At 63.6% G+C, this 23,609-nt stretch carries 17 protein-coding genes; 2 read left to right on the top strand and 15 right to left on the bottom strand.

Annotated elements, in window-relative coordinates; genetic code table 11:
* Nucleotides 1-219: 219 nt before the first annotated feature.
* Nucleotides 220-2,286 (bottom strand): excinuclease ABC subunit UvrB, encoded by a 2,067-nt coding sequence (uvrB, locus tag B9N93_RS08015; protein ID WP_085212517.1) that lies wholly within the window; start codon nt 2,284-2,286, stop codon nt 220-222.
* Nucleotides 2,287-2,452: 166 nt separating this feature from the next.
* On the opposite strand from uvrB, the gene B9N93_RS08010 reads away from it, so the two are divergent.
* The gene (locus B9N93_RS08010) at nt 2,453-3,634 is read left to right on the top strand and encodes a pyridoxal phosphate-dependent aminotransferase (protein WP_085212515.1); all 1,182 of its coding nucleotides are present in this window, start codon (nt 2,453-2,455) and stop codon (nt 3,632-3,634) included.
* Between the two features lie 63 nt (nt 3,635-3,697).
* On the opposite strand, the gene galU is transcribed toward B9N93_RS08010, so the two are convergent.
* The 14 genes from galU to gyrA all read right to left on the bottom strand — a co-directional run bounded on the left by galU (nt 3,698) and on the right by gyrA (nt 19,174).
* Nucleotides 3,698-4,576 carry a UTP--glucose-1-phosphate uridylyltransferase GalU gene (galU, locus tag B9N93_RS08005; RefSeq protein ID WP_085212512.1) on the bottom strand — a complete coding sequence of 293 codons (879 nt, stop codon included), beginning with the start codon at nt 4,574-4,576 and terminating at the stop codon, nt 3,698-3,700.
* A gap of 16 nt (nt 4,577-4,592) precedes the next feature.
* A complete protein-coding gene (gene cysC / locus B9N93_RS08000; RefSeq protein WP_085212510.1) occupies nt 4,593-5,198 on the bottom strand; it encodes an adenylyl-sulfate kinase in 606 nt (201 codons plus the stop codon).
* Between the two features lie 126 nt (nt 5,199-5,324).
* Nucleotides 5,325-5,642, bottom strand: a complete 318-nt coding sequence (locus tag B9N93_RS07995; RefSeq protein ID WP_085212508.1) for a ComEA family DNA-binding protein — start codon at nt 5,640-5,642, stop codon at nt 5,325-5,327.
* Between the two features lie 145 nt (nt 5,643-5,787).
* Nucleotides 5,788-6,930, bottom strand: coding sequence for a lipopolysaccharide assembly protein LapB (lapB, locus tag B9N93_RS07990; protein WP_176225190.1), 1,143 nt, complete (start codon nt 6,928-6,930; stop codon nt 5,788-5,790).
* Between the two features lie 103 nt (nt 6,931-7,033).
* Nucleotides 7,034-7,345, bottom strand: a complete 312-nt coding sequence (locus B9N93_RS07985; RefSeq protein ID WP_085212504.1) for an integration host factor subunit beta — start codon at nt 7,343-7,345, stop codon at nt 7,034-7,036.
* Between the two features lie 51 nt (nt 7,346-7,396).
* Entirely contained in the window at nt 7,397-9,067 is a 1,671-nt protein-coding gene (gene rpsA / locus B9N93_RS07980) for a 30S ribosomal protein S1 (RefSeq protein ID WP_085212502.1), read from the bottom strand.
* 108 nt (nt 9,068-9,175) lie between these two features.
* Complete coding sequence (gene cmk, locus B9N93_RS07975; protein WP_085212501.1) at nt 9,176-9,841, bottom strand: (d)CMP kinase; 666 nt, start codon at nt 9,839-9,841, stop codon at nt 9,176-9,178.
* Nucleotides 9,838-11,166 (bottom strand): 3-phosphoshikimate 1-carboxyvinyltransferase, encoded by a 1,329-nt coding sequence (gene aroA, locus B9N93_RS07970; protein ID WP_085212500.1) that lies wholly within the window; start codon nt 11,164-11,166, stop codon nt 9,838-9,840. The genes cmk and aroA overlap by 4 nt, the downstream gene beginning before the upstream one ends.
* 16 nt (nt 11,167-11,182) lie before the next feature.
* Nucleotides 11,183-12,052, bottom strand: a complete 870-nt coding sequence (locus B9N93_RS07965) for a prephenate dehydrogenase (protein ID WP_085212499.1) — start codon at nt 12,050-12,052, stop codon at nt 11,183-11,185.
* Nucleotides 12,049-13,164, bottom strand: a complete 1,116-nt coding sequence (gene hisC / locus B9N93_RS07960; RefSeq protein ID WP_085212498.1) for a histidinol-phosphate transaminase — start codon at nt 13,162-13,164, stop codon at nt 12,049-12,051. Before hisC ends, B9N93_RS07965 begins: the two co-directional genes overlap by 4 nt.
* Before the next feature lie 29 nt (nt 13,165-13,193).
* Nucleotides 13,194-14,297: a prephenate dehydratase gene (gene pheA / locus B9N93_RS07955; protein WP_085212497.1), complete on the bottom strand. Its 1,104-nt coding sequence runs from the start codon at nt 14,295-14,297 to the stop codon at nt 13,194-13,196.
* A gap of 11 nt (nt 14,298-14,308) precedes the next feature.
* Nucleotides 14,309-15,472, bottom strand: coding sequence for a phosphoglycerate dehydrogenase (locus B9N93_RS07950; RefSeq protein WP_085212496.1), 1,164 nt, complete (start codon nt 15,470-15,472; stop codon nt 14,309-14,311).
* 5 nt (nt 15,473-15,477) lie between these two features.
* A complete protein-coding gene (gene serC / locus B9N93_RS07945) occupies nt 15,478-16,560 on the bottom strand; it encodes a 3-phosphoserine/phosphohydroxythreonine transaminase (protein ID WP_085212495.1) in 1,083 nt (360 codons plus the stop codon).
* Entirely contained in the window at nt 16,544-19,174 is a 2,631-nt protein-coding gene (gyrA, locus tag B9N93_RS07940; RefSeq protein ID WP_085212494.1) for a DNA gyrase subunit A, read from the bottom strand. The genes serC and gyrA overlap by 17 nt, the downstream gene beginning before the upstream one ends.
* 365 nt (nt 19,175-19,539) lie before the next feature.
* Between gyrA and B9N93_RS24555 the strand changes: the two genes are divergently transcribed.
* Nucleotides 19,540-23,598, top strand: coding sequence for a hypothetical protein (locus B9N93_RS24555; protein ID WP_125468890.1), 4,059 nt, complete (start codon nt 19,540-19,542; stop codon nt 23,596-23,598).
* Nucleotides 23,599-23,609: the final 11 nt, after the last annotated feature.

Here is a 23,609-nt window from a genome sequence, read left to right as displayed (position 1 = left end):
AAGCGAGCCATTGGACGATGCTGGCCTCAACCCGCCTGGGACAGGGTATCTCCCGGTCCCGCCCCGGATACTGGCCGGATGGCCGGACTATAAACAGCGCATTAACCCGCCCGCCAGTGCCAAACCGGCCTCAGGCCCCGGAGACCCGGAGCGCGAACCTGGATTTGCACCGTACAACCCGAGCGACAAGCCAAGACCCGCGTTCCCATAGGGTCCGGGTCAAGCGCCGCCGACCAAAACCTCGTCCCGGAGGCGCTGGATTTCATCCCGGAGCCGCGCCGCTTCCTCGAAGCGCAGTTCCTTGGCGTGGGCGTACATCTGTTCTTCCAACTGCTTGACGAGCTTGGCCGCGTCCTTGGGTTTCACCGCACGATAACCGGCCTGGGGTTCGCCCACCTGGGCGGCGGACCGGGTTTTCGCCCCCGTTGCCGCGCCGGGGATCGGCACTTCCAAAATATCCACCACCCGTTTGACAATGCTTTGCGGCACCTGCCCGGTTGCGAGGTTGTGGGCGATTTGCTTGGCGCGGCGGCGTTCGGTTTCCTCCAGGGCGCGGGCGATGGAGCCGGTGACGGTGTCGGCGTAGAGGATGGCCTTGCCGTGGACGTTGCGGGCGGCGCGGCCTATGGTCTGGATCAAGGAGCCGGTCGAGCGCAGGAAGCCTTCTTTGTCGGCGTCGAGGATGGCGACCAGGGACACCTCGGGGATATCCAAGCCCTCGCGCAAGAGGTTGATGCCGACCAGCACCGCGAACTTGCCGAGCCTCAGGTCGCGGATGATTTCGACCCGCTCCACCGTCTCCACGTCCGAGTGCAAATAGCGCACGGCGACCCCGTGTTCATACAGGTATTCGGTCAAATCCTCGGCCATGCGCTTGGTCAGCGTGGTCACCAAGACCCGCTCGTTCCTGGCGACACGCTGGCGGATTTCCGAGAGCAAATCCTGCACCTGGTTCAGCACCGGGCGGATTTCGACCTCCGGGTCCACCAGGCCGGTCGGGCGCACCACCTGCTCGACGATGGCCCCGGAATGCTTGAGTTCGTAAGGGCCGGGCGTGGCCGAAACATAGATGCGGCGCGGGGCGCGTGCCTCGAATTCCTCGAATTGCAAAGGCCGGTTGTCCAAGGCCGAAGGCAGGCGGAAGCCGTATTCCACCAGGGTTTCCTTACGCGAGCGGTCGCCCCGGTACATCGCGCCCAACTGGGGGATGGTGACATGGCTTTCGTCGATCACCACCAGGGCCTCGGCGGGCAGGTAATCGAACAAGGTCGGCGGCGGCTCGCCCGGCCCGCGCCCGGAGAGATAGCGCGAGTAGTTCTCGATGCCGGGGCAATACCCCACTTCCAGCATGACTTCCAAATCGAACAAGGTGCGCTGTTCCAGGCGCTGGGCCTCGACCAGCTTATGGGCATCGCGCAATTCGTCCAGCCGCGCCTTCAAATCCAGCTTGATCTGGTCGATGGCCTCCAGGATTTTTTCGCGCGGGGTGACGTAATGGGTCTTGGGGAACACGGTGTAGCGGGCGATGCGGGCCAGGATCGCGCCGGTCAGGGGATCGAACAACGACAGGCGTTCGATTTCGCCGTCGAACAATTCGATACGGAGGGCTTCGCGTTCGGATTCCGCCGGGAACACATCGACCACCTCGCCCCGCGCCCGGAAAGTGGCGCGGCGCAATTCGGTATCGTTGCGGGTGTATTGCAGTTCGGCGAGACGGCGCAGCAGGGTGCGCTGGTCGATCATATCGCCGCGCACCAAGTGCAGCACCATGCTGAAATACGAGGCCGGTTCGCCCAAACCGTAGATGGCCGACACCGTCGCCACGATCACGGTATCGCGCCGCTCGATCAGCGCCTTGGTAGCCGACAGCCGCATTTGCTCGATATGCTCGTTGAGCGAGGCGTCCTTCTGGATATAGGTATCGGAAGACGGGACATAGGCTTCGGGCTGGTAATAGTCGTAATAGGAAACAAAGTATTCCACCGAGTTTTCCGGGAAGAATTCCTTCATCTCGCCGTAAAGTTGGGCGGCCAGGGTTTTATTCGGGGCCAGGATCAAAGTGGGTAATTGGGTTTCCTGAATCACCTGGGAAACGGTGTAGGTCTTGCCCGAGCCGGTAACGCCGAGCAAGGTTTGGTGCAACAAGCCATCGTTGACGCCCCGCACCAATTGGCGGATGGCCTCGGGTTGGTCGCCCGCAGGCTGGAACGGGCTGCGCAGGCGGAACGGCTTGCCCTGGGTCGGCTGTTGCGGGAGGGATTCGTCTAGCACGGGTTTGATCGGCATGATGGTGCGCTACCTATAAACGCGGGTGGATCGGATGGGCGGATGCCCCGATATTAGGCGGAGATGACCCGGAATGGTTTGGGCCGGGGCCGGGGTTCCATACTCGACAGCCCCGCCCCGCATGGCTATCCTCTCGCTTTTTCCACGCCTTCGCACAGCGCCCACGATGAACATCAGACTCTCCGACCGCGTCCTATCCATCAAGCCCTCCCCCACCCTGGCCGTCACCGCCCGCGCCGCCGCCATGCGGGCCGCCGGCAAGGATATCGTGGGACTCGGAGCCGGCGAACCCGATTTCGACACCCCCGAACACATCAAACAGGCGGCGATAGCGGCCATCCACTCGGGCTTCACCAAATACACCGCCGTGGACGGCACCCCCGGCCTCAAACAGGCCATCGTGGCGAAGTTCAAGCGGGAGAACGGCTTCGACTACACGCCCAAGCAAATCCTGGTGTCCTGCGGCGGCAAACAGAGCTTCTACAACCTGGCCCAAGCCCTGTTGAACCCCGGCGACGAGGTCATCATCCCGGCCCCGTACTGGGTGTCCTATCCCGACATGGTACTGCTGGCGGGCGGCATCCCGGTCATCGTCGAAGCCCCCCAAGCCCAGCGCTTCAAGATCACCGCCGAACAGCTCGCCGCCGCCATCACCCCGAAAACCCGGCTGTTCGTCATCAACAGCCCATCCAATCCCACCGGCATGGCCTATAGCGCCGAGGAACTCAAGGCGCTGGGCGAGGTGCTACGCCAGCACCCGGACCTCATCGTCGCCACCGACGACATGTACGAACATATCGTGTGGGACGGCGCTTTCGTCAACATCCTCAACGTCTGCCCCGACCTCTACGACCGCACCATGGTTTTGAACGGCGTCTCCAAGGCGTATTCCATGACCGGCTGGCGCATCGGCTACGCGGCCGGCCCCGCCAAGTTGATCGAGGCCATGACCAACATCCAGTCGCAAAGCACCTCCAACCCGACCTCGATTTCCCAGGTCGCCGCCGAAGTCGGCCTCAATGGCGACCAAGCCTTCATCGGCGAGATGGTCCAGGCCTTCAAGCAGCGCCACGATTATGTGGTGGCCGAATTGAACACCCTCCCCGGCGTGGAATGCCTGCCGACCGACGGTACCTTCTACGTGCTGCCCAATGTGCAGGGCGTCATCGACCGGCTCGACGGCATCGCCGACGACCTGGGCTTGGCGGAATTCCTGATCGAGCAAGGCGGCGTGGCCGTGGTGCCAGGGTCGGCCTTCGGGGCTCCGGGCTGCATGAGGCTGTCCATCGCCACCAGCATGGCCAACCTGGAAAAAGCCCTGGGCCGCATCAAGCAAGCCCTGGCCTAAGGCCATCAACGCAACGGGCGGGGCGGCTGGCATCGCCAGCCGCCCCGCCCGTCGGCGTTTGGCTCAATCGAAGCGCAGCGAGGACAGATAAGCCTTGAAGCTTTCCCGCAATTCCTCGTGCTTCAAACCCTGCTCCACCGTCGCCATCAGATAGCCCAGCTTGGAGCCGCAATCGTAGCGTTTGCCGGCAAACTCGTAGGCCAGCACCGGCTCGTCCTTGAGCAGGGCGGCGATGGCATCGGTCAGTTGAATCTCACCGCCCGCGCCCCGCGTCACCTTGTCGAGTTTGTCGAAAATCGCCGGGGTCAGGATATAGCGGCCCACCACCGCCAGATTGGACGGGGCATCCTCCGGCTTGGGCTTCTCGACGATGCCGTCCAACTTGCTCAACGACTCCTGGATCGGATTGGCCTGGACGATGCCATAGCTCTGGGTTTCCGAAGGATCGACCCGTTCGGTGCCCAGCACCGAGCATTGCCATTGGTCGAACACCCGGATCATCTGGGACAGGCAACCATCCGCGCCGTTATCGACCATATCGTCGGCCAGCACCACGGCGAAGGGTTCGTCGCCGATGACCGAACGGGCGCAATTGACCGCGTGGCCCAGCCCCAGGGCTTCAGCCTGGCGGATGAACACGCAGGTCACATGGGGCGGCACCACGTTCTGCACGATGCGCAGGGTCTCGGCCTTGCCGCGGGTCTGCAACTCGGTTTCGAGTTCGTAAGCCTTGTCGAAATGATCCTCGATGGAACGCTTGGTGCGGCTGGTGACGAACACCAAAACATCGATGCCCGCCGCCACCGCTTCTTCCACCGCGTATTGGATCAGGGGCTTATCGACGATAGGCAGCATTTCCTTGGGGCTGGCCTTGGTGGCCGGCAAGAACCGGGTACCCAGGCCCGCCACCGGAAATACGGCTTTCTTCACTGGTTTCTTCATGCTCGCTCTCCCTTTTTTACGTTATGGTTTGGATCTGTCCCCGCTCCTCCAGGAAACGGACGACCTGCAAGGCGCAGGCTTCCAGGCCATCGCGCCCGGTGTGGACGGTGATCTCGGGGTTCTCGGGTGCCTCGTAGGGCGAGGAAATGCCGGTGAATTCCGGGATGACGCCTTGCCGGGCCTTCTTATATAGGCCTTTCACATCGCGCTCCTCACAGACCTCCAGGGGCGCGTTGCAATACACCTCGATGAAATCCCCGGCCTGGGCCAGGCTGCGGACCATATCCCGGTCGGCCCGCAACGGGGAAATGAACGCCGTCAAGGCGATCACGCCGGCCTCGACGAACAACTTGCTCATCTCGCCGATGCGGCGGATATTCTCGTGGCGGTCCTCGATGCTGAAGCCGAGATCCGCGCAAAGCCCATGCCTCACATTGTCACCATCGAACACGTAGGTCCGGCAGCCTCGCTCGAAAAGCAATTCCTCCACCCGGTGGGCCAGGGTGGATTTGCCCGCGCCGGACAAGCCCGTGAACCACAGGATGAAGCTTTTATGATTATTCAACCGTTCGCGCAGGGGACGGGTGACTACGGCATGGTGCCATTGGATGTTTGAGCTCATAGGTAAAATTCACCGTCGGTGGTTCGAGTAAACAAGCTTCATTTTAGCCACGAACCCGCCATCCCCCAAACGAGGGCGAAAAAAAGGCTCCCGGAGGAGGAGCCTGGAACGGGTCTGGATACGGTACTATTTTTGCTTGGGCTTGGCCTCCGGCGGTGTGGCGACCGTAGCGGGGGGGACCGCGCCCACCGTGATCTTGTCCCGGTTCTTGGCGATGGTCGCGGGACCGATGCCCTTGACCCGTTCGAGATCGTCGACCGATTTGAATGGGCCGTTTTTCTCGCGGTCCTCGACGATGGCCTGGGCCTTGGCCTTGCCGACGCCCACCAAGGTATCGTCGAACTGCCCGGCCGTCGCGGTATTAATATCCAAAACCTCCGCCGATACCCAGAACGGCGACACTAGCAAACCCCAGAGCAACAAAAACTTCAGTAGCGCACGCATGGTCAACCTCGTGATCACAACCCGGAATGGGTGGCTAAGCTAACCATCATTCCCGACCGCCCAAAAGGGCTTGTTTGTAGGCGGTCGCGGATTTTTTTGTAGGGCTATGCCGATTTTCTTGTAGGTTTTTCCCTACACGTCCGGTTCAGGCCGGTTTGATGGAAGCCCAATGTTGGCACGAGGGACAGCGCCAATGCAGTTCCGACCCGCCGAAGCCGCATTCCACGCAGCGGTAACGGGGGATTTCCGCCGCCAAGCGGTCGATGACCGAAGCCAGACGCTCCAATTCCGGCCCATCGCCAGAAACCGACAACAAACGCACGGCATGGCCCAGGCCGCCCAGGGAGGGCTTGGCCTCCAGCGCCGACAGCGAATAATCCAACGCCGCCGGAATCCCCGCCGCGTCGCGCATCCAGACCGCCAGATCGAGCGCGGCGGCGGTCAGGCCATAGCGCCGGCACAGGTATTCCAGATAATCGGCCCAGCCCCGCCCGTCGCCCAGTTGGGCATAGCACACCGCGACCGGGCGCAGCACCTCGGGTAGGTAATCGGGATTTTGCGCTTCCACCTCACGCAAGGTCCGCAAGGCCCCGGCGTAATCGGCGGCGGCCAATTGCAGGCGGGCTTTGACGAGGTTGGCGCGGACGCAGGCGGGGTCGGCACGCAAGGCTTGGTCCAAGTAATCCCGCGCCGCCTTGTCGTCGAACCGGGCCACGGATTCTTCCGCCAGTTCACACAGGAATTGGGCCACGCTCTCGCCCTTGGGAGCCTTGGCGAAGCGCAGCAGTTTACGGACGCAGGCGATAGCCTTATGCCACTCCTTTTCCTGCTGATAGATTTGCAGCAGCCGTTGTAGCGAAGATTTGCGGTGGGCCTCATGTTCGGCCAGGGCATCGAAGATGGATTCGGCCCGGTCCAACAGCCCCGCCGCCATGTAATCCACCCCCAGCGCATAGCGGGCGTGGGCGCGTTGGGCCTCGCCCAGGCCGGGTTCGTCCAACAGCCGGGCATGGACCTCGATGGCCTTCTCCACCTCGCCCTGCTTGCGGAACAGATTGCCCAGCGAGATATGGGTTTCCACCGTTTCGTGATCCATTTCCAGGATATGGGCGAAAACCTTGATGGCCTGGTCGGTTTTTTCGCTGAGCAGGTAGTTCAAGCCCCGGCAATAGGCCTGGTTGATCGGGCGGGCGTGGTCGAGCAGATATTTCCGCGTGTAATGCCGCTTGGCGGCGAGCCAACCGGAGGCGGCGGCTACGGGAAGCAGGAGCGCCAATAATTCCAGCATGGGCGGTACGCGCCGGTCGGGGAGGGAAGGCGGAAAACGGTGAACGAACACGCCGAAAACCGGTCGAGGCCGGGTCCGATCACCGTCGGGGAGGTCGCCGCCATCAATCGGGAGCCGAAAGCTCGAAATATTCGCGGGATTGATTGACCTTGTCCCGCAATTCCTTGCCGGGCTTGAAATGGGGGACGAATTTGGAGGCGAGTTCGACGGCATCGCCGGTCTTGGGATTACGCCCGACCCGGGGCGGGCGGTAGTGCAGGGAGAAACTCCCGAACCCCCTGATTTCGATCCGCTCCCCGGAAGACAGGGCCACGGTCATATGGTCGATCATTCCTTTCACCGCCAACTCGACATCCTTGAAAGCGATATGGCTGTATTTTTCCGCCAGCAAGTTGATCAGTTCTGACTTTGTCACCGTCTTATCCACAGAATGAAGGGGGGCTCACGCCCCCCTTGCTTGGCCGGATTACTTGTTCTCCATCTGTTCCTTGAAGATGTCGCCCAAGGTCGGCATCCCGGACGATGCCTGCTGGGAATAGCCCTTGATGGCGGCGGCTTCTTCTTCCTGGTCCTTGGCTTTGATGGACAGGGTGATGGTCTTGTTCTTCTTGTCCACACCGATGAACTTGGCCTCGACCTCGTCGCCGACCTTCAACTGGGTGCGGGCATCCTCGACCCGGTCGCGGGAAATCTCGGAAGCCCGGAGATAGCCCTCGACACTGTCGGCCAGGACGATGACCGCGCCCTTGGCATCGACTTCCTTGACCACGCCGCGCACCGCGCCGCCCTTCTCGTGGGTGGCGAGATAGTTCTGGAACGGGTCTTGTTCAAGCTGCTTGACGCCCAGCGAGATGCGTTCGCGCTCGGGATCGATGGCCAGAATGACGGTTTCGACCTCGTCGCCCTTCTTGAACTGGCGGATGGCGTCTTCGCCGGTATTGCTCCAGGAGATATCGGACAGATGCACCAAACCGTCGATGCCGCCATCCAACCCGATGAAAATACCGAAATCGGTGATGGACTTGATGTTGCCCTTGATCTTGTCGCCCTTCTTGTGGGTACCGGCGAACTCTTCCCAGGGATTGGGACGGCACTGCTTCATGCCCAAGGAGATACGGCGGCGGTCTTCGTCGATGTCGAGGACCATGACTTCGACTTCCTCGCCCAACTGCACGATCTTGGCCGGGTTGACGTTCTTGTTGGTCCAATCCATTTCGGACACATGGACCAAACCTTCCACGCCTTCTTCCAGTTCCACGAAACAGCCGTAGTCGGTCAGATTGCTGACCTTGCCGAACAAACGGGTGCCCGGCGGATAACGGCGGGCGATATTGAGCCACGGGTCTTCGCCCAGTTGCTTGAGCCCCAAGGAAACGCGGTTCTTCTCTTGGTCGAACTTGAGCACCTTGACCTGGATTTCCTGACCGATCTGCACCGCTTCGGACGGATGGCGCACGCGCTTCCAAGCCATGTCGGTGATGTGCAGCAGCCCATCGATACCGCCCAGGTCGATGAACGCGCCGTAATCGGTGAGGTTCTTGACCACGCCGGCGACGATAGCGCCTTCCTTGAGGTTTTCCAGCAGGGCTTCTTTTTCGGCGCTGTATTCGGACTCGACCACGGCGCGGCGGGACAGCACCACGTTATTGCGCTTCTGGTCGATCTTGATGACCTTGAATTCGAGGTCGCGGCCTTCCAGGTAGGAAGTGTCGCGCACCGGGCGCACATCGACCAAGGAACCTGGCAGGAACGCCCGCAGGGCGCCGAGGGCGACGGTGAAACCACCGCGGACCTTGCCGGTCAGCTTGCCGGTGACGGTCTCGTTCTTCTCGAAAGCCTGTTCGAGGTCCAGCCAAGCCTTGAGACGCTTGGCCTTGTCGCGGGACAAGAGGGTCGCGCCCAGCCCGTCTTCCAGCAATTCCAGGGTGACTTCGACGGTGTCGCCGATCTGGACTTCGATCTGGCCTTCGGCGTCGAGGAACTGCCACTTGGGCACCACGCCCTCGGACTTGAGTCCGGCGTTCACGACCACCACATCGTTGCCGATGTCCACCACGGTGCCGCGGATAATGCTGCCCGGACGCATTTCGGCTTGGGCCAGGCTCTCTTCAAACAATGCTGCGAAGCTGTCGGTCATAAAAAAGGTTCGGTTGGGTAAATAGCCGGGTCGCGGCCATTCATGGGGTTGGATTGAAACCACCACCGGCGGTGCCGATGGCTCCAAAAAAAACGAAGATCGAGGGGATTACAGCCCGACCACGGCGAGACAGCGGACGACGACTTCGTCTATCGTCAATGCCGATGAATCGATCAAAACCGCGCCTTCGGCCATCAGCAGGGGGGCTTCGGCCCGCTCGCGGTCGCGCCGGTCCCGTTCCTCGATTTCTCTTGTCAAGCCGCCAAGGCTAACATCGATCCCCTTCTCTTTCAACTGCTTATGACGCCGGAGGGCGCGCACTCCGGCACTGGCAGTGAGAAAAACCTTATAAACCGCCTCGGGAAAAACCACCGTGCCCATGTCCCGTCCATCGGCGACCAGGCCGGGCGCTCGGCGGAAATCGCGCTGCTTTTGCAGCAGCGCCTGACGCACCGGGCCATGGGCCGCGATGCGCGAAGCCGCGTTACCGCAAGTTTCGGTGTGGATTTCCCCGGCGATGTTCTCGCCATCCAGCAGCACCTTGGGCGGATCGTCGGCGGTGAAGCTCAAATCCATGGCTTCGGCGACCCGCACGATGGCGTCCACGGCGTCGAGCGGAACGCCCGCCCGCAGCACCGCCACCGCCAGCGAGCGGTAGATCGCCCCGCTATCGAGGAAATTCCAGCCCAGGCGTTGCGCCACGGCCCGGCTGGCAGTGCCCTTGCCGGAGCCGCTGGGTCCGTCGATGGTCAGGACCGGAATTTCCAGGTTCATACGATTTCGCCTTCAATCGATACGATGTCGAGGCCCAAGCCCCGCGCCAATTCCACGAAGATCGGGAAGGAAGTATTGACGTTGGCGCAATCGCTGATTTCGATGGTGCCGGACGCCCTAAGCGCCGCGATGGAGAAAGCCATGGCGATGCGGTGGTCGCCGTGGGAATCGACCTTGCCACTGCCAAGCTTGCCGCCCTGGACGATCATGCCATCCGGGGTCGGCTGGGCGTCGATGCCCAGGATTTGCAGGCCGTCGGCCATCACCTGGATGCGGTCGCTTTCCTTGACCCGGAGTTCTTCCGCGCCGGTCAAGCGGGTTTGGCCTTCGGCGCAGGCGGCGGCCACGAACAACACCGGGAATTCATCGATGGCCAGCGGCACCAAAGCTTCCGGGATATCGATGCCATGCAGTGGGCTGGATTTGATGCGGATATCCGCCACCGGCTCGCCGCCCGCCTCGCGGGGGTCGATGATCTCGATATCCGCGCCCATCAGCTTGAGGATATCGATCACGCCGGTCCGGGTCGGGTTGATGCCGACATGCTTCAAGGTCACATCCGCGCCCTCGGCGATGGACGCGCCCACCATGAAGAACGCGGCGGAAGAAATATCGCTGGGCACATCCACATCGCAGGCGGTCAGCTTGCCACCCGGACGCACTTTGATGACATCGCCCTCGCGCTCCACCGGATAGCCGAAGCCGGTCAGCATCCGCTCGGTGTGGTCGCGGGTCGGGGCCGGTTCGCGCACGGAGGTTTCGCCTTCGGCGTAGAGCCCCGCCAGCAGCAAGCAGGATTTCACCTGGGCGCTGGCCACCGGCATGTCGTAATGGATGCCCTTGAGCTTCGCGCCGCCCTTGATCTTGAGCGGGGAAGTCCCGGCTGCGGTGGTTTCGATTTCCGCGCCCATCTCCCGCAGCGGATTGGTGACGCGCTTCATCGGGCGGCGCGACAGCGAAGGATCGCCGGTCAGGACGCTATCGAACGCTTGCCCGGACAGCAGACCCGACAACAAACGCATGGAAGTCCCGGAATTGCCCAGATAAAGCTCTTGGGTCGGCGCTTTGAGGCCGTGCATCCCGACGCCATGGATAGTGACGCAGCCCTCGACCGGACCCTCGATCTCGACGCCCATGGCGCGGAAGGCGTTCATGGTGGCGAGGCAGTCTTCCGCTTGCAGGAAACCGGAAACCCGGGTCGTGCCTTCGGCCAGCGAACCCAGCATGATAGAGCGGTGGGACACGGATTTGTCGCCGGGAACGCGGGCTTCGCCGCGCAAGCTGCCGCCCGGTTGAACCCGGAAGATGACGTTGCTGTTGCTCATAGCGTTAAGGCTCTGGTTATTTTTCCAATTGGTCGAGAAAACGTTGCCGCGCATCGCGGGCTTCGGTGAAGAGGGCGAACAACTCGTCCGCCGAACGGTGCTTGATATGGCTTTCGACGATTTCGAGGTGTGCGCGGAACAGTTCGAGCAAGGCCACGATTTCGCCACTGTTGGCGAGGCAGATATCCCGCCACATCGCGGGGTCGCTGGAAGCGATGCGGGTGAAGTCGCGGAAACCGCCCGCCGCGTACTGGAAGATTTCGTCCTGCTCGTCCTTGCGGCCCAGCATGGCCGTCAGCGCGAAGGCCAGGACGTGCGGTAGATGGCTGGTCGCGGCCAACACCTCGTCGTGATGGCCGGGAGCCATATGCGAAACCCTGGCCCCGAGACACCGCCACAACGTTTCCACCGCGTCCACTGCGGCGGGCCGGGTCTCTGGCAAAGGCGTCAGGATGACCCGCTTGCCCGCGTACAAATCGCGCTTGGCGGCACCGACCCCGCTACGCTCGGCCCCGGCGATGGGATGTCCCGGCACGAAATTAGGCGGCACCGCGCCGAAAACCCGTTCTGCCGCCGCGATGACATTGCCCTTGGTGCTGCCGACATCGGTATAGACGGCGCTGTCCGACCAGACGGGCCGCAACGCCTTTAACACGGATTCGATGGCCCCGACCGGCGTGGCGATGACCACTAAATCACAGTCCGCCGCGCCCTCGGCGACATTGTCATAGGCGCAATCAATGACGCCCGAGTCCAGGGCTGCCCGCAGATTGGCGGCATCGGCATCGACGCCGACCACGCTGCCAACCTCGCCCGCCGCACGGGTACCGCAAGCGATGGAACCGCCGATCAGCCCGACGCCGATGACGCAAAGGCGCTGGATCATGCGGCCAGCACGCGGTCCAGCGCGGCCAGGAACACGGCGTTCTGCGCCTCCGTGCCCACCGTGACCCGCAGATGATGAGGCAAGCCGTAATTGCCGATGGGCCGCACAATCACGCCTTGCCGCAACAAAGCCTCGTACACCGGCCCGGCGGGACGCTTGAGGTCGAAGGTGATGAAATTGCCGACCGAAGGAATGAATTCCAGGCCACGGGCGATGAAGGCTGCGCCCAATTGGCGCAAACCGGCCTGGTTGAGGCGGACGGTGTTTTCCAGATGTTCGGCGTCGTCCAGCGCGGCCTTGGCCGCTTCCAGGGCGGGCAGGTTGACGTTGAAGGGCTGGCGCACCCGATTCAACACATCGGCGACGGCGGGACTCGACACGGCATAACCCACCCGGAGCCCGGCCAAGCCATACGCCTTGGAGAAAGTCCGCGTCACCACCAGATGGGGGAATTCCGGCAGCCAAGACAAAGCGTTCGGGTAATCGGCCACCGCGACATACTCGAAATAAGCCTCGTCCACCACGGCGATGACATGTTCGGGCAGCCCGGCCAGGAAAGCGTGCAACTCGGTGCGGGTCAGGTAATTGCCGGTGGGATTGTTCGGGTTGGCGATGAACACCACCCGTGTATCGGCATCGACCAAAGCGGCCATCGCCGCCAAATCATGCCCATAGCGGGAACCCCGGCTGCCATCGTGGGCCTTCGCCACCTTGGCTACAGCGCCCACCGCCTGGGTGACAATGGGATAGACCGCGAAGGCATGTTCCGAAAACACCGCGTTGACCGCGGGCGACAGGAAAGCGCGGGCGACCAGTTCCAACACATCGTTGGAGCCATTGCCCAAAGTGATCTGTGCGGATTCGACGCCCAGTTTCCCGGCCAATGCGGATTTCAGCTCGAAACCACCGCCATCGGGATAGAAATGCAGTTCCGGCAGGATGCGGCGGACGGCTTCCAAAGCCCTGGGACTCGGCCCCAAGGGATTCTCGTTGGAAGCGAGCTTGACGATATGGGCAAGACCCAACTCCCGTTCCAACTCGGCGATGGGTTTGCCGGGCAGATAAGGGGTCAGGCCACGCACTCCGGGGATGGCTAAATCGGCTGCTTGCATGGAAAGGCTGCGCTATCTCTTGTTTTTAATCAGGCCACGGCTTTGGGATAGGAGCCGAGGATTTTCAGCAAGGTGGTTTTGCGTTCGAGTTCGGCCAGCGCACCGGCCAGGGTCGGATCGTCCCGATGCCCCTCGACATCGACGAAGAACACATAATCCCAAGCCCCGCGCCGGGAAGGCCGCGATTCGATCTTGCTCATGCTGATGCCATGGCGGGCGAAAGGCTCCAACACGCCATATAACGCGCCCGGATCGTTGCGCGTGGTCAGCAGCAGGGAAGTCTTGTCCTGGCCGGTGCGGTTCACCGGATTGCGGCCAATCACCAGGAACCGGGTGGTGTTGTCCGGTTCGTCCTCGATATTCCGCGCCAAAATCCCCAGGCCATACAATTCCGCCGCCACCTCGCCCGCGATGGCCGCGCAACCGGGCGTTTCAGCCGCCAACCGCGCCGCCTCGGCATTGCTGCTAACCGCCGTGCGCCGAACGCCCGGCAACTGGCGGTCCAGCCAACCCCGGCACTGGGCCAAGGATTGCTGATGCGAAAACACCTCGCGGATTCCGGCCAAATCCTCACACTGCCCCATCAGGTTGTGATGGATACGCAGGCTCACCTCGCCGGTAATCAACAACCCCGAACGCATGAAACTGTCCAGGGTATGGGTGATGACGCCTTCGGTGGAATTTTCGACCGGCACCACGCCATATTGGCAAGCGCCGCCCTCGACGCTGCGGAAAATCTCGTCGATGGACGGCAACGGACTGGCCGCGATGGCGTGGCCGAAATGCTTGAACGCCGCCTGCTGGGTGAAGGTGCCTTCCGGCCCTAGGAAAGCCACGGCCAGTGGTTTTTCCAGGGCGAGGCATTCCGACATCAGTTCCCGGAAAAACCGCACCACCACGTCCCGCCCCAACGGTCCAGGATTCCGCTCCGCCATCCGCCGCAACACTTCGGCCTCGCGCTCGGGCCGGTGGAAACACTCGACCTCGCCAGCGGCGGTCTTGATCTCCGCCACCTGCTGGGCACAAGCGGCGCGGCGGTTCAGCAACGCCAAAAGCTGGTCGTCGATGGCGTCGATTTCGCGGCGTATCCCGGCCAGGGGATGTTCGACGGGGGTGATTTCTGGATTCCGCATGGGCTGGAGCTTCAGAGGGTCCGTACCGACAACACGCCCTTGATGGACCCGATGCGCTCCAGGGTTTCGGCGGGCACCGCAGCGTTCAGGTCGATCAAGGTGTAAGCGTAATCACCCCGCGACTTGTTCAACAAATCGATGATGTTGAGGTTGGCTTCGGCCAGGGCGGAGGAAATCTGCCCGACCATGTTCGGCACGTTCTCGTTGGCGATGGCGAGACGATGACCTTGGCTGCGCGGCATGACGACTTCGGGGAAGTTCACCGAATGGCGGATATTGCCGTTCTCCAAGAAATCGCGCACCCGCTCGGCCACCATGATGGCGCAGTTCTCCTCGGCCTCGTGGGTGGATGCGCCCAAGTGCGGCAGCACGATGGCCTTGGCATGGCTGAGGAGGGCTTGGCCGGGGAAGTCGCAGACATAGGTTTGCAACTGGCCGGAATCCAAGGCGGCGCGGACGGCGTCCTCGTCCACCACCGGCGAACGCGAGAAATTCAACAAGACCGCGCCCTTCTTCATGAAACCGAGGCGCGGGCCGTTGATGAGATGGCGGGTTTGCTCGCCCAGGGGGACGTGCAGGGTGACAAGGTCGGAACGGGAAATCAGATCGTCCACGCTGCTGGCCCGCGCCACTTTCGAGGACAGCATCCAAGCGCTTTCGACCGTCAACAGCGGGTCGTAGCCGATGACATTCATGCCGAGATCGATGGCGGCATTGGCGACCTTCACACCGATGGCCCCGAGCCCCAACACCCCCAGGGTCTTGCCGGTCAACTCGAAACCGACGAAGGCTTTCTTGCCCTTTTCCACTTGATGATGGATCGAGTCGTCGTCGCCTTCCAGGTGCTTGGCGTAATTCCAGGCATCGCAGATTTTGCGGGCGGCCAGCAGCATCCCGGCCAGCACCAGTTCCTTCACGGCGTTGGCATTGGCTCCCGGCGCGTTGAACACTGGCACGCCGCGCTGGGTATATTCGGACACCGGGATGTTGTTGACACCGGCCCCGGCCCGGCCCACGGCCTTGACCGTCGCGGGGATTTCGACCCCGTGCAGGTCGAAGGAACGCAGCAGGATGGCGTCGGGATGTTGGATTTCGGAAGCGACCTCGTAGCGGTCGCGGGGGAATTTTTCCAGCCCCAGGGGCGAGATGTTGTTGTAGGTGCGGATTTTGAGCATGGATTTCACCCGTGTTGCTTTTCGAAGCCAGCCATGAAGTCCACCAAGGCATCGACGCCCGCTTCCGGCATGGCGTTATAGATACTGGCGCGGAAACCGCCCACCGAACGATGGCCTTCCAGATTCACCAAACCCGCCGCCTTGGCTTCGGCCAGGAAGGTTTTTTCCAAATCGGTGTTGGCGATGCGGAACGGCACGTTCATGCGCGAACGGCAGGCCGGATCGACCGGGTTGGAATAGAACGGCGAATTGTCGATGGCGGCGTAGAGCTTGTCGGCTTTGCGGGTATTGAGCGCCTCGATGGCGGCGAGTCCGCCCTGTTCCTTCAACCATTCCAGCACCAGCCCCAACAAATACCAGTTATAGGTGGGCGGGGTGTTGAGCATGGAGCCGTTCTCGGCCTGCTTCTTGTAATCGAAGATCGAAGGCGTGAACGGCAGGGTTTGGCCCAGCACATCCTCGCGCACCACCACGATGGCGATGCCGGCCGGTCCCATGTTCTTCTGCGCCCCGGCGTAGATGAGCGCGTATTGGGCTACATCCACCGGGCGGGACAAGATATCGGAAGACATATCGCAAACCAGCGGGAGACCTTCGCTGTCCGGCACGCTATGGAATTCCACGCCGCCGATGGTTTCATTAGAGGTGTAGTGCAAATAGGCCGCTTCGGCGTCGAGCTTCCAATCGGCGCGGGCCGGAATCGCGGTGTGCTGGTTGTCCTTGGAACTTGCGGCGATCAGCACTTCGGAATAGAGCTTGGCTTCCGCGATGGCTTTTTCGGACCAGATGCCGGTGTTGACATAGCAGGTCTTGGTCTTGCCGCGCAGCAGGTTCATGGGGATGGCGGCGAACTGGCCGGTGGCCCCGCCCGGCAGGAACAGCACCTTGTAATCGGCGGGCACCGCCAGCAAGGCGCGGAAATCGGCCTCGGCCTGCTCGGCGATACCGACATAGGCCTTGCTGCGATGGCTCATCTCCATCACCGACATGCCGGTGCCGCCCCAATCGAGCAATTCGTCGCGGGCCTTTTCGAGTACCGCCGTCGGCAGCGTGGACGGTCCCGCGCTGAAGTTATACACCCTCGCCATCGCTCTCTCCTTCTTGGTTAATCGGATTGATTTCGGTCGGATCGGTCCCGGCGGATTCTTCGCCGGTCTCGGCGATATCGTCGGACTCGCCTTCCAACATCGGAATACGGTCCACGCCCACCACTTTCTCGCCCGGATTGAGGCGGATCACCATCACGCCCTGGGTGTTGCGGCCCAGTTCGCGGATTTCCTCGACCCGGGTGCGGACCAGGGTGCCGCCATCGGTAATCAGCATGAGTTCGTCGCTTTCGTTCACCAGCACCGCGCCCACCACCGCGCCGTTGCGCTCGTTGGTCTGGATGGCGATGACGCCCTGCCCGCCCCGGCGATGCCTGGGGAAATCGGCGATATCGGTGCGCTTGCCGTAGCCCTTTTCGGTGATGTTCAGCACCGAGCCTTCGGTGCCGATGATGAGGGCGATGATCTTCTGATCGTCGCCCAAGGCCATGCCGCGGACGCCCGCCGCGCCGCGCCCCATGACCCGCACATCGTCCTCGTCGAAGCACACCGCCTTGCCCGCGTCGCTGAACAGCATGACATGCTGCTGGCCGTCGGTGATGGCGACATCGACCAAACGGTCGTCCTGGCGCAGGTCGATGGCGATCTTGCCCAGGCTGCGGGGCCGCTCGAACTCCTTCAGCGCCACCTTCTTGACGATGCCGGACGCAGTCGCCATGAAGATGAAATGGCCTTCGTCGAACTCGCGGATCGGCAGGATGGCATTGATGCGCTCACCGTCCTCCAAAGGCAACAGGTTGACGAAGGGCTTGCCGCGGGAAGTCCGGCTCGCCACAGGCAATTCGTAGACCTTGAGCCAATACACCTTGCCGACGCTGGAGAAACACAGGATGGTGTCGTGGGTGTTGGCCACGATCAGCTTCTCGATGAAATCCTCTTCCTTGGTGGTCGCCGCCGCCTTGCCGCGACCGCCACGGCGCTGGGCGCGGTAGGCCGTGAGCGGCTGGGATTTCACATAGCCTTCGTGCGACACGGTGACAACCATGTCTTCCTCGGTGATGAGGTCGGCGCGGCTGAGGTCGAGATGGTCCGCGATGATCCGGGTGCGGCGCTTGTCGGCGAATTGCTCGCGGATGGCGGCGAGTTCGTCGCGGATGACTTCCATCAGCCGGACATCGCTGCCCAGGATCGCCAGGAATTCATCGATCTTGGCGAGGATTTCGCGATATTCGGCGATGATTTTGTCTTGTTCCAGGCCGGTCAGCCGGTGCAGGCGCAGTTCCAAAATGGCCTGGGCCTGTTCCGGCGACAGGCGGTAGCCTTGATCGCCCAGACCGAACCAGGCGTGCAGGGTTTCGGGACGCGAACGGATGGCATCCTCGGCCCGCGCCAAAAGGTCCATCACCACGCCCGGACGCCATACCGGCTCCAACAAACGCTCTTTCGCCACGGCGGGGTTGGGCGAAGTCTTGATGAGCTCGATGACCGCGTCGATATTAGCGAGGGCCACAGCCAAACCTTCCAGGATATGGGCGCGTTCGCGGGCCTTGCGGAGATCGAACAAGGTGCGCCGGGTCACGACCTCACGGCGGTGGTCGATGAAAGCGGCCAGGAACTCCTTGAGGTTCAGGCAGCGCGGACGGCCATCGATCAAAGCCACCATGTTGATACCGAACACGGTCTGCATCGCGGTCAATTGGTACAGGTTGTTCAGCACCACTTCCGCTGCTTCGCCGCGCTTGAGTTCGATCACCAAGCGCATCCCGTCCTTGTCGGATTCGTCGCGCAGGCCGGAAATCCCGCCCAAACGCCCTTCCTTGGCGAGTTCGGCGATTTTTTCCTGGAGCCGGGCTTTGTTGACCTGATACGGCAGCTCGTGAACCACGATGCTGGTGCGGTGGCCGTCTTCCTCGAATTCGCAACGGGCGCGGAGGTAGATGCGGCCCCGCCCGGTCAGGTACGCCTCACGGATGCCGCCAGCCCCGTTGATAAGCCCGAAGGTGGGGAAATCCGGGCCGGGGATATGGCCCATCAAATCCTGGATACTGGCTTCCGGCTGTTCGATGAGGTGGAGGCAGGCGTCGATGACTTCGCCCAGGTTGTGCGGCGGGATATTGGTCGCCATGCCGACCGCGATCCCGGCCGAGCCATTGACCAGCAGGTTGGGAATCCGAGTGGGGAGGACCGTGGGTTCCCGCTCGGATTCGTCGTAGTTGGGGATGAAATCGACGGTTTCCTTGTCGAGGTCGGCGAGTAGCTCATGGGCGATACGGGCCATGCGGACTTCGGTGTAACGCATGGCGGCAGGTGGATCGCCATCGACGCTGCCGAAGTTGCCTTGTCCGTCGATCAGCATATAGCGCAGGGAAAAGGGCTGCGCCATGCGAACAATCGTATCGTAAACAGCCACATCGCCATGCGGATGGTATTTACCGATCACGTCGCCCACCACGCGGGCCGATTTCTTATAAGGCTTGTTCCAATCGTTGCCCAACTCGTGCATGGCATAGAGGACGCGGCGATGCACGGGTTTCAGCCCGTCCCGCACGTCGGGAAGCGCCCGGCCCACGATCACGCTCATGGCGTAATCGAGATAGGACTGCTTCATTTCGTCTTCGAGGTTGACCGGGATGATTTCTTTGGCGAAGGAAGTCATGGAGGGCTGGGCGGCTCTGGTGGCGGCGACACCCCGGCGGACTGGCCCGCGAGGCGGCACGGAAGCGTGTTGAAAAAGAACGGCATTATAGCGGGTGGGGCGGTCTGGCTCCACCGCGCGAGGGCGGGCCGACCCGGCATCGACCCGCCCGCCCGTTACCGAAACCGGTTCCGCCGGACGTTTAAGCTTGTTTTAAGCCAGCCGCCCTAATATCCCCCCCCGTGAATGGCACTACCTGAAGGAAGCACTTGGCCGGTTCCCCGCGAACCGGCCTTTTTTTCGCCCGCATCCTGGCGGTTGTGGGCCGTGGAAGCCCTGCCCTATGATGGCAACCACCACGCCATGCCCCCGGAAGGAGACTGCCCATGCCCAGCCGGTACACCCTGCCCGTCCTGTTGTGCCTCTGCCTCGCCGCCATCGCCCAAGCCGGGCCATTGCCCCCAAGCCAAGTGCCCGACGCCCTCAAGCCCTGGGTCGATTGGGCACTATGGGACCACCCAGACCGCAATTGCCCACCGATGCCCGGCGCGGACGGAGAACGCCCCTGCGTCTGGCCGGCCCGGTTGGCCCTGGACCTGGACGAACACGGCGGGCGGTTCGAACTGCGGGTCCAGGTCTACACCCCGAGTTGGGTGGCGCTGCCGGGCGCGGCGGAACACTGGCCGGGCGCGGTCGAAGCCGACGGCCAACCGACGGCACTGGAAGCGCAAGACGACCGCCCCGGCCTGCGTCTCGCGCCCGGCTCCCACACCGTGACCGGGCACTACACCTGGGACGCCCTGCCGGAAAGCCTGCCCCTGCCCGCCCACATCGGCCTGATCGAACTCAAACTCAAGGGCAAGCCGGTCTCGATCCCGGCCTTCAACGACGACGGCGCATTGTGGATACACAACGAAGGCGCGGCCAAGCCCGCCGAAATCGCCGACACCCTGGCGCTCAAGGTCTATCGCCGTATCGACGACAGCGTCCCGGTCAGAATCACCACCCATCTCGACCTGGATATCGCGGGCCGTCCCCGCGAATTGCTGCTGCAAGGCGCGGTGCTGGACCACGCCATCCCGCTGCGGGTGGATAGCCCCCTGCCCGCCCGCTTGGAAGCGGATGGCCGCTTGCGGGTCCAAGCCCGGCCCGGCCATTGGAGCCTGGACATCATCACCCGCCAGCCCGGCGAAGTCGGCGAATTGAAACCGGGCACGCCGGCCGAACCCTGGCCCGCCGAGGAAATCTGGGCCTATGCCGCCAACCCCGGCATCCGGCTGGCCGAGATCGAAGGCGTCCCGGCCCTCGATCCGCGCCAGACCGAATTACCCGAAGTTTGGAAACAACTGCCCGCCTACCACCTGGAACCGGGCGCGGCCATGGTCTTCAAAACCCTCCGCCGCGGCGACCCGGACCCCGAACCCGACAGTCTCGACCTGCACCGCCGCCTGTGGCTGGATTTCGACGGCCAGGGCTACACCGTCAACGACCAGATCGGCGGGCGCATGACCCAGGGTTGGCGCTTGAACGCGGGCCAGGGTTTGGACCTGGGCCGCGTGTCCCTGGACGGCGAGCCGCAATCCATCACCCACGACACCACCGGCGGCGGCATCGGCGTGGAAGTGCGGCGGGGCGAACTCGCCCTGTCCGCCGATGGCCGCTTGCCGGGTTCCGCCACGCTGTCGGTGGCGGGCTGGGACCGGGATTTCCGGCAGGTGGACGCCGAATTGAACCTACCGCCCGGCTGGCGCTTGCTGGCCGCGACCGGGGTGGATCAAGCGCCCGGCACCTGGATCGCCCGGTGGAGCCTGCTGGATTTGTTCATCGTCTTGATCGCCGCCCTGGCGGTGGGGCGCTTGTGGGGCTGGCCCTGGACCGGGCTGGCCGTGGCGGGACTGGCCCTGTCCTGGCACGAACCGGACGCGCCGCGCTATATCTGGCTGCATGTGCTGGCGGCGGTGGCTTTGGCGCGGAACCTGCCGGAGGGACGGGCGCGGCAAGTGGCGGGCGGGTACCGGAATCTGGCCGCGTTGGCCCTGGCCTTGATCGCCCTGCCGTTCATGGCGGAGCGCATCCGGGTGGGGCTTTATCCGCAGTTGGAATATCCCTGGGTGGCGCAAGCGGCCCCCGCCGCGCAAGCCGAATTGGCGGTACCCGCCCGGCAGCCTGTCGAAGAGGCGGCTCCCACAGCCGGGGCCACGCTGGACCGGACATTCCGGGCCATGAGCAAAGCGGCACAGCTTTCCGCCCCCGCTACCCCAGCCGCCGCGCCCCCGGCCCAACCACCCCGCGCCATCGATCCCAACGCCATCACCCAAACCGGCCCGGGCCTGCCGGAATGGCGCTGGACCACGATTCCCCTGAGCTGGAACGGACCCGTCACCCGCGCCCAGGAGATGCGCCTATTCCTGCTGCCACCCGCCGCCAACCTAGTGTTGAACCTGCTGGAAGTATTGCTAGTGCTGGGCTTGGCCGGATTGCTGGTCTGGGGCAAGCCGGGTCCGCGCCCATCCGGGCCGGGCGGCGCGGCGCCGCGGCGCGGGTCGCTTCCGTTCCTGCTGATTCCGCTGTTGCTGTTCCTGCCCGAAGCCAAGGCCGAGATTCCCAGCCCGGAGCTATTGGACACCCTCCGCGACCGCCTGTTGGCCCCGCCCGATTGCCAACCCCGGTGCGCGGAAATCCCACTGCTGCGGCTGGAAACCGCGCCCGGCGAACTCCGGCAAACCCTCGACATCACCAGCGCCGCCCAAACCGCTGTGCCCCTACCCGCCCAGCCGGGGCAATGGTCGCCGTCGCGGGCCGAGGTCGATGGCAAACCGGCGCAAAGCCTGTTCCGCGATAGCGGAGGTTTGCTATGGCTGGTCCTGGAGCCGGGTCGGCATAGCGTGGTCCTGGCCGGTCCCTTGCCGCCCCGCGAACAAATCGCCCTGCCCTTGCCGCTTAAGCCGCGCCGGGCCGAGGCCACCGGCACCGGCTGGACGGTGGCGGGCATCGGCGATAACGGCGTCCCCGAACCACAACTGCAATTGATCCGCACCGCGGAGCGCCAGGGCGCGGAAGCCACGCCGACCCTGGAAGCCCGGCCCTTGCCGCCTTTCCTGGAAGTGCGCCGCGTGCTACGGCTGGGCTTGACGTGGCGGGTGGAAACCTGGGTCCAACGGCAATTCCCGGCGGATAGCCCGGTGGCGGTGGAGATTCCCTTGATTCCCGGCGAATCGGTGGTCACGGGCGGTGTGCGGGTGAAGGATGGCAAGCTGCTGGCGAACCTGTTGCCCGGACAAACCCAGCTGTCCTGGGAGTCGGTGCTGGAACCCCAACCAAGCTTGACCCTGACCGCGCCCAATACCACGGCCTGGACCGAATTCTGGCAGGCCGATGTCAGCCCGATTTGGCATATGGGCAGTGAAGGGCTGGCCGTGGTCCATCACCAAAATCCGGCGGGCGCTTGGCTACCCGAGTGGCGGCCCTGGCCGGGCGAATCCGTGACTTTGCGGCTCTCGCGCCCCGTGGGGATTCCGGGCCGGACGCTGACGCTGGACGCCAGCGAGTTGCGGCTGGCTCCGGGCCAACGCGCCACCGAAGCCACGCTGAGCCTGCGCCTGCGCAGTTCCCAGGGCGGACGCCACGATCTGGAATTGCCGGAAGCCGCCGTCCTGCAATCGGTCAGCATCGACGGCACCCCGCAACCCATCCGCCCGCAAGGCCGGACGGTTTCCCTGCCCCTGCATCCCGGCACCCAGACGGCCACCCTGGTTTGGCGCGACGACCACGGGATCGATACCCGCCTGAGCGCCCCGGCACTGGATTTGGGCGCGCCCAGCGTCAACGCCAGTACCCAGATCGACCTGGGACCGGACCGCTGGGTCTTGCTGCTGGGCGGACCGGCGCTGGGACCGGCGGTGTTGTTCTGGGGCGTGTTGCTGTTGATCCTGCTGCTGGCCTACGGGCTGGGGCGGGTGCCGCTGTCGCCGCTGCGGCCTTGGCAATGGGCGCTGCTGCTGGTGGGCCTGAGCCAGATTCCCGCGTTCGGCGGGATACTGGTGGTGGCTTGGCTGTTGGGGCTGGCTTGGCGGGAACGGGTCGGGCGGACGCTGGGGGACCGGGGGTTCAACGCGCTGCAAACCGGGTTGGCCCTATTGACCCTGGCGGCTTTGGCGAGCCTGCTGGACGCCGTGCAACAAGGCTTGCTGGGATTGCCCGAGATGCAGGTCGCGGGCAATGGCTCCGACGCCTACCATCTGCATTGGTATCAGGACCGGGCGGAATCCCGACCGCCCCGGCCCTGGGTGGTGTCCGCACCCTTGTGGCTGTACCGGGGGCTGATGCTGGCCTGGGCGCTGTGGTTGGCGTATGCGCTGTTGGATTGGCTGCGTTGGGGCTGGAAAGCCTACGCGGCGGATGGATGGTGGCGGACCCGGCCCAAGGCCGATCCACCGGAGCCGTAGCAATCCGGGAG

The organism is Methylomagnum ishizawai (assembly GCF_900155475.1).
Lineage (GTDB): Bacteria > Pseudomonadota > Gammaproteobacteria > Methylococcales > Methylococcaceae > Methylomagnum > Methylomagnum ishizawai_A.
Note: the sequence above shows the minus strand (reverse complement) of the source record. Positions and strands in the feature narration are given on the sequence as shown.

What these genes read in the sequence shown, in the direction of transcription:
- cysC (WP_085212510.1), bottom strand. Translation starts at nt 5,198, where the DNA reads ATGAGCTCAAACATCCAATGGCACCATGCCGTAGTCACCCGTCCCCTG.
- rpsA (WP_085212502.1), bottom strand. Translation starts at nt 9,067, where the DNA reads ATGACCGACAGCTTCGCAGCATTGTTTGAAGAGAGCCTGGCCCAAGCC.
- B9N93_RS07995 (WP_085212508.1), bottom strand. Translation starts at nt 5,642, where the DNA reads ATGCGTGCGCTACTGAAGTTTTTGTTGCTCTGGGGTTTGCTAGTGTCG.
- gyrA (WP_085212494.1), bottom strand. Translation starts at nt 19,174, where the DNA reads ATGACTTCCTTCGCCAAAGAAATCATCCCGGTCAACCTCGAAGACGAA.
- galU (WP_085212512.1), bottom strand. Translation starts at nt 4,576, where the DNA reads ATGAAGAAACCAGTGAAGAAAGCCGTATTTCCGGTGGCGGGCCTGGGT.
- uvrB (WP_085212517.1), bottom strand. Translation starts at nt 2,286, where the DNA reads ATGCCGATCAAACCCGTGCTAGACGAATCCCTCCCGCAACAGCCGACC.
- hisC (WP_085212498.1), bottom strand. Translation starts at nt 13,164, where the DNA reads ATGCAAGCAGCCGATTTAGCCATCCCCGGAGTGCGTGGCCTGACCCCT.
- lapB (WP_176225190.1), bottom strand. Translation starts at nt 6,930, where the DNA reads ATGCTGGAATTATTGGCGCTCCTGCTTCCCGTAGCCGCCGCCTCCGGT.
- B9N93_RS07965 (WP_085212499.1), bottom strand. Translation starts at nt 12,052, where the DNA reads ATGATCCAGCGCCTTTGCGTCATCGGCGTCGGGCTGATCGGCGGTTCC.
- serC (WP_085212495.1), bottom strand. Translation starts at nt 16,560, where the DNA reads ATGGCGAGGGTGTATAACTTCAGCGCGGGACCGTCCACGCTGCCGACG.
- B9N93_RS07950 (WP_085212496.1), bottom strand. Translation starts at nt 15,472, where the DNA reads ATGCTCAAAATCCGCACCTACAACAACATCTCGCCCCTGGGGCTGGAA.
- cmk (WP_085212501.1), bottom strand. Translation starts at nt 9,841, where the DNA reads ATGAACCTGGAAATTCCGGTCCTGACCATCGACGGACCCAGCGGCTCC.
- B9N93_RS08010 (WP_085212515.1), top strand. Translation starts at nt 2,453, where the DNA reads ATGAACATCAGACTCTCCGACCGCGTCCTATCCATCAAGCCCTCCCCC.
- pheA (WP_085212497.1), bottom strand. Translation starts at nt 14,297, where the DNA reads ATGCGGAATCCAGAAATCACCCCCGTCGAACATCCCCTGGCCGGGATA.
- aroA (WP_085212500.1), bottom strand. Translation starts at nt 11,166, where the DNA reads ATGAGCAACAGCAACGTCATCTTCCGGGTTCAACCGGGCGGCAGCTTG.
- B9N93_RS24555 (WP_125468890.1), top strand. Translation starts at nt 19,540, where the DNA reads ATGCCCAGCCGGTACACCCTGCCCGTCCTGTTGTGCCTCTGCCTCGCC.